Origin of the sequence: [Ruminococcus] torques ATCC 27756 (assembly GCF_000153925.1) — a bacterium.
Classification (GTDB): Bacteria; Bacillota; Clostridia; order Lachnospirales; family Lachnospiraceae; genus Mediterraneibacter; species Mediterraneibacter torques.
Map to the genome: position 1 here is coordinate 157,347 of NZ_DS264349.1, position 6,217 is coordinate 163,563.

General features: G+C 37.7%; 5 protein-coding genes. All 5 read left to right on the plus strand.

Translation table 11 applies throughout. From position 1 onward, the window contains the following. Nucleotides 1–210 precede the first annotated feature (210 nt). Nucleotides 211–1,728 (plus strand): isopeptide-forming domain-containing fimbrial protein, encoded by a 1,518-nt coding sequence (locus RUMTOR_RS06295; RefSeq protein WP_004846346.1) that lies wholly within the window; start codon nucleotides 211–213, stop codon nucleotides 1,726–1,728. Then, nucleotides 1,725–2,576, plus strand: a complete 852-nt coding sequence (locus tag RUMTOR_RS06300; RefSeq protein WP_004846347.1) for a class C sortase — start codon at nucleotides 1,725–1,727, stop codon at nucleotides 2,574–2,576. Before RUMTOR_RS06295 ends, RUMTOR_RS06300 begins: the two co-directional genes overlap by 4 nt. A 91-nt stretch (nucleotides 2,577–2,667) precedes the next feature. Beyond that, nucleotides 2,668–3,270, plus strand: a complete 603-nt coding sequence (locus RUMTOR_RS06305) for a pilin N-terminal domain-containing protein (RefSeq protein WP_009321487.1) — start codon at nucleotides 2,668–2,670, stop codon at nucleotides 3,268–3,270. Further along, entirely contained in the window at nucleotides 3,257–5,185 is a 1,929-nt protein-coding gene (locus RUMTOR_RS06310; protein WP_004846349.1) for a SpaA isopeptide-forming pilin-related protein, read from the plus strand. Before RUMTOR_RS06305 ends, RUMTOR_RS06310 begins: the two co-directional genes overlap by 14 nt. 104 nt (nucleotides 5,186–5,289) lie before the next feature. Beyond that, nucleotides 5,290–6,217: IS110 family transposase (locus RUMTOR_RS06315; protein ID WP_004846350.1), on the plus strand; the 928-nt coding region annotated here is incomplete at its 3' end.

The window sequence follows — 6,217 nt, forward strand, 5'->3', positions numbered from 1 at the left end:
CGGTTAAACGGTACATTGAAGTGGAAAGGGGAATAATATATGCTTTACAAAAGCATGTTTCAAAGTAAAACAATATAAGAGCCATGCAGTTTTATATACACGGAAGGAGGGAATATACAGTTAATATAAGGCAACAGTTATTTCGCCGGAACACAATTTAAACATCGGTTAATGTATCCGAATTAAATTAAAAGAAAAGGGAGAAAACACATGAAACAATTTGTAAAGAAAAAAGTAAGTTTTGTTATGGTAATGATCATGGCTGTGATAACCGTAATCTCCATGTCGCTGCCGATGGCAGTGTTTGCGCAAGGGGGGGGGTATACGCTAACGCTGAAAAATGAGGGGAGTACGCCCCATACTTTTCAGATATATCAGATTTTTTCGGGAGATTTAGATGAAAGCAAAACCCTTTCTAATATTCAGTGGGGAACGGGAATTAAAGAAGCTTCAAAAGAAACTTTGGGAACTGCGGCTGAAAAAGCGCAAACTTTAACCGGAGAATCAGAAGCAAAAGAATTCGCAAAGACGATCCAAGAGCATTTAAATGAAGATAATAAACTTGAGGTACGCGTAGAAAAAAATGATTCGACAACTGTTGCAAATTTAAATGCAGGTTATTATCTTATTAAAGATAAGGAGGGAAGTCAGACACAAACACCTCCAAACTCAGCGTATACGTCATACATTTTGAAAGTAGTAGGCAATACGACTGCTAAAACAAAATTAGATGTGCCGGAACTTGTAAAAAAAGTGCAGGAAAATAGTAAGAAGGATATCGAGGGAAACGGGTGGCAGGATGCCGCCGACTATAACATAGATGAGGTGATTCCTTATAAACTTACGGGTACATTGCCGAGCAATTATGCAGAGTACGAAACGTATTTTTATGAGTTCAATGATATAATGTCTGCAGGATTAACATTTGATAAAATGTCTGTAAAGGTTACGGTAGACGGTACGACGTTAACGGCAGATCAGGACTATAGCCTGATAGTGCATTCGGATACTAATAGCTTTCAGGTCCGCTTTGAGAACTTGAAGGCGATTCAAAGTGTGATGATAACTTCCACAAGTCAAATTGTCGTGGAATACAAATGTAGATTAAACGGAAATGCTGTAATTGCCGGAAACGGAAATCCTAATACAGCGTATCTTGTATATTCTAACAACCCAAATCAGAGCGGAGGCGGCGACCACGGAAAAACTCCGGAAGATAAAAATGTCGTATTTACATATAAAGTAGTAGTAAATAAGAAAGATGAAGAGAATCACTCGTTACAAGGTGCACAATTTGAGTTGCGGAAGATAGTAAATGATCAAGACGAAGGAACAAAAATAGACACAGTTACTGTTACGGAAGGAACTAAGTTTAATTTTAAAGGATTGGATGCAGGAAAGTATAAGTTAATAGAAACAGTGACTCCATCCGGGTATAATACGATTCAGCCGATTATTTTTACGATTGAAGCCACATATGACGAGGAATCGGATGATCCGCAATTAACATCTTTGACAGGACAGACGGAAGGAGAAATAGTTTTTATACGAAAGACAGAAGAAAGGGAAGACTCTCTGTCAACAGATGTAATTAATAAGAAAGGCATTCAGCTTCCGGAGACAGGTGGAATGGGAAGATATTTAATATATACATTAGGAACGATCTTCGTATTAACCGCTCTGGGATATACAGTGTATAAAAGAAACAGAAAACATACTGAAAAATGATGTTTAAGATTAAAAAATATATACCTGATATAGTAGTTGCGATCATTTTGATTGCTGGGATAGGCTTGTTGGCCTATCCCACGATCGGTGATTATATCAATGCGCTGCATTCTTCAAAAGCGATAGGAAGTTATGTAGAAAAGACGAAAGATTTATCCAAGGAAGAAAAAGAAAACTTGTTAAGAGAAGCAAGAGAATATAATGAAAGTCTGGTTGGTAAAGTCAATCGATATTATTTGAATGAAGAAGAAAAAAAGAGATATGCTCATATCCTTGATATAACAAAAACCGGTATTATGGCATATGTAGAAATACCGAAATTAAATATATATATGCCTGTTTATCATGGCACGGATGAAGGCGTGCTGCAGATAGCGGCAGGTCATCTGCCGGGCAGTTCCCTGCCTGTAGGAGGAGAAAATACCCATAGTCTTATATCCGGACATAGGGGATTGCCTTCTGCGAAATTATTTACGGATATTGATAAGTTAAAAAAGGGCGATTTATTTTTCATACACGTATTTGATGAGGTTCTGGCATATAAGGTAAATCAGATAAAAATCGTACTTCCCGATGATGTGGAAACTTTGGAGATAGAAAAGGGAAAAGATTATGTAACTTTGATCACATGCACCCCTTACGGAGTGAATTCCCACAGACTTCTTGTGCGGGGAGAACGTACTGTTTATAAGCAATCAGAATCGAAAATAGAAGATATGATCAAAAAAAATAATCTGAAGTATATCATGTTGACGGCAGGAGTTATTCTGGCTCTGATCGGCATGACAGTTCTGGTATCGGTATTTCTGATAAAGAGAAGAAAGAGGAGGAAGTTGAATGAAAAATAAGAGAATAAACCTATTGCTTATTCTATGTTTTAGTCTGATATTTTTTATAACTTCTTTCGATTGCGCGTATGCGGCAGAGGAGAACGGCAGTTTGAATATTATACTAACTTATGAACGGCAAGCGATAGACGGCGCCGAATTTTCTGTTTATCAAGTTGCTAAGTGGAATGAAAAAGAGAGTCGGCATACAGTAAAAGCGCCGTTTCGATGGAACGGGGATTTTGTAAATATTAAAACGGCTGACGATCAGTTAAAATTATCGCTTTATTTTGAAAAGCAAAGCCGTAATATAAAAGAAATGATGAAAGGGGAAACCGGAGATGACGGTACGGCAAAATTTACAGATTTGAAAGATGGGATTTATCTTGTGGTACAGACAGGATCATCCGGAAAAGCAAAAGACTTTACTAATGTACAGCCTTTTTTAGTTATCATTCCTCAATTTGAAAATGGAATCCAGAACAGGGTGGTGAATGCAAAACCGAAAACTGAGATACAAAGGAAAGAAAAACCCGAGATACCTCCACAAACACCACCGGATCTATCTCCTAAAAAACGTCCTCAAACAGGAGATATTACAAATATGTTTCGGTGGAATGGAGTCTTGATGTTAAGCAGCGGTATGCTGCTGCTGTTTTTCAGGATCAGGCAAAAAAGCAAAATAGGGGAGGAGAGCGTTGATGAAAAAGAATAATTTGCTAATAAAGCTTTTAACCCTGTTAATAATTATAGCTGCTGTCCTGCCGGTGTTTTATATGCCTGCATATGCGGTGGAAGAAGAGTATGGAACACAAGATATATCTGATCATGGGATAAGCGAACAAGGAGAAAACATCACTTCTTCCGAATCGGAAACATCGTATGTTGAAGAGGGAAACAATGTATTTGACATCGTTCCGAAAGGATATACATTGAAAGCGGTTCAAACAAGGTCTGTTGAGTTTATCATACAGTATCCCCCGGGGCAGCCGACAGGAAATGTAACATACGAATTGAAGAAAGAAATAAATAACCGGGAAATAGTAGTAAAGAGAGGAACACTAAATAAGTCACAGAAAAAAATTACTTTTAAAGATTTAGAATTAAATACGCCATATAAGTTTTATTTGACAAAAGTTCCGAATGGATATGGAAAACCGGACGGTTCTGTGGCAGAGTTTTATTTTGACAACGACGGGATTCATTTTACAAAAGGTGAATCAGGTATTGCTTTGACGATGACTACTGCGTATGTTCATTTTATTGTACAGAATACTTCCGGACTGCCTGTAGGAGGAGTAGTACGATATGCATTAAATAAAGTGAAAGGTAATCAAGAAACTCAAATTAAGGCAGGAACGGCAGACAGGGCAACCGGGAAAATTATTCTTGAAAAATTAGAGTGGAACACTCCGTATAAACTTTATTTGAGAACAGTTCCAAAAGAATATGAAAGACCGAACGATTCCGTGGCAGAGTTTTATTTTGACAGTGAAGGGATTCACTTTATAAAGGGAAGTACAGCCGTTGTTTTAAAGAAGAATAATGAGCAGAACAACAACGGACAGGACGCCCCATTGGAGGAAGGACAATATTATGGATTTACAGGAGAAGACAGCAGAATAAAAATATCGAAGGAGTATAATATAGCGACAGGTACAGATGCATTTTGCTTTGGCGCTAACAAGGATTTTCCTAACTTTGGTAATAAAGCTGTTTACAATGAATTAAGTACCAGCGCCGAAACGCTCTTTCAATTAGCGGAAAATCCGAGGAAGAAAAATCCGAAAGAACTTTATGATTCAGTAAGAAAGGTGATTTATTATTGCGAAATGCATAAAAAAGAACTTTTAACTGACCATCAATTAGGCAGCGATGCATTCTGGTTTGGAAGCAATGATAAAGAAAAAGGATATTATAAGGCTTTGCAGGAGGCAATCTGGTATTATTCAGATAGTATTGACGGCTTGAAAAGCTATTCATCTGGCAGTGTGGGTTATCATATTATGAAAAAAGCAGTTAAACACATTATTCAAGAAAGTGAGAAAGTATCGGATGAAGATATGGAATGTGTAAAGCTTAAAATGTATAATTCTTCTATGCTGGGCGATCACAACAGTCCGCTCCAACCGTTAATTGCGTTTGAAATAATAAACAAAACAGATATAAAGGTGCAAAAAGTCAATAAAAGCGGTGAAAGTCTGGAAGGGGCTGCGTTCAGACTGGAAAAACTGGGGGATGCATCGTTCACCCCGGTAGAAATGGGAAATGAATCAGCTATTTCGGATTTTACGTTTAAATGTTTGGACGCAGGAGAATACCGTCTTACAGAAATCAAAGCGCCATCAAATTATATTCCTTTGGAAGAACCGATTCTATTTACAATAATAGAAGAAAGCAACGGTGTATTTAAAATTAAATTAAATACAGAGAATTCTAAAGTAACGTTAGAAGAGGGGACGTTGACGATTAAAGTTGCAAATGAAAAGACTGTAACGACAGAGATCACTGTGGATAAAAAATGGTTTAGAGCTGACGGAACTGAGTTTCACCCTCAGGATGGGGAGATTTCTTATAATCTGATACAGGTTTTGACTACGGAAGGAGCTTCCTGTATAATTCAAATATAAGGAATTCCAAGAAAGAAGGTTGAGAAAAAAATACCTCAGTGTAGAATAAGATTACTGACTTTGCACGGTTAGTAACAATCTTATTGAACAGAGAGGTATCTAAAATGAAGTATAACACACAGAACGCAAAAATTAAATCTATTACGGAAAAGACATTAATTGTTGGGATTGATGTGGGAAGTGAAACGCACTTTGCAAGAGCATTCGATTGGCGTAATTACGAGTATTCAAAGAAACCGTTGGAATTCAGTAATACAGAAGCTGGATTTATGACTTTAAAAGCATGGATGGCGGATTTTGCAGAAAAATACGGTAAAAACGTTGTGATTCCGGGAATGGAACCAACAGGACACTATTGGTTCAACCTTGGAGCATACCTGCAGGACAACGGCATGAAACCGGTTCATGTAAATCCACATCATGTAAAGAAGTCAAAAGAACTGGATGACAATAATCCAAACAAAAATGACCGTAAGGATCCAAAGACAATTGCGGCGCTGGTAAATGAAGGGAGATTTTCATATCCATATATACCAACTGGTATTTATGCTGAGATTCGGAGTCTTTCAAATCTCAGATTACAAACCCAGGAAGAAATTACAAGGATCAAGAACCGTATCGCAAGATGGTTTAGCATCTATTTTCCGGAAATCAAAGACGTTTATAGAAATCCGGATTCTGTGAGTGGTCTTATGATATTAAAAGAGGCACCTTTGCCACAAGATATCGTAAAACTGGGTGTAGATGGAATCAATAAGATTTGGCGGGATGCTAAGTTGAGAGCGGCTGGACTGAAGAGGGCAAAGACCCTGGTAACGGCTGCAGAGCACAGTATTGGAAGCCAGGAAGCACCTGATAGTGCAAGAATTGAATTGAAGAATCTACTGAACGATTATGAAATCTACAAAAATAGAGAGGAAGACCTGATGAGCCTGACAGAGGAAAAGTTGTCAGAGATTCCTCATATAGATAAGTTGTTGGAAATCAAAGGAGTTGGATTGAAAACAGTGAGTGGATTTGTTGCCGAAGTAG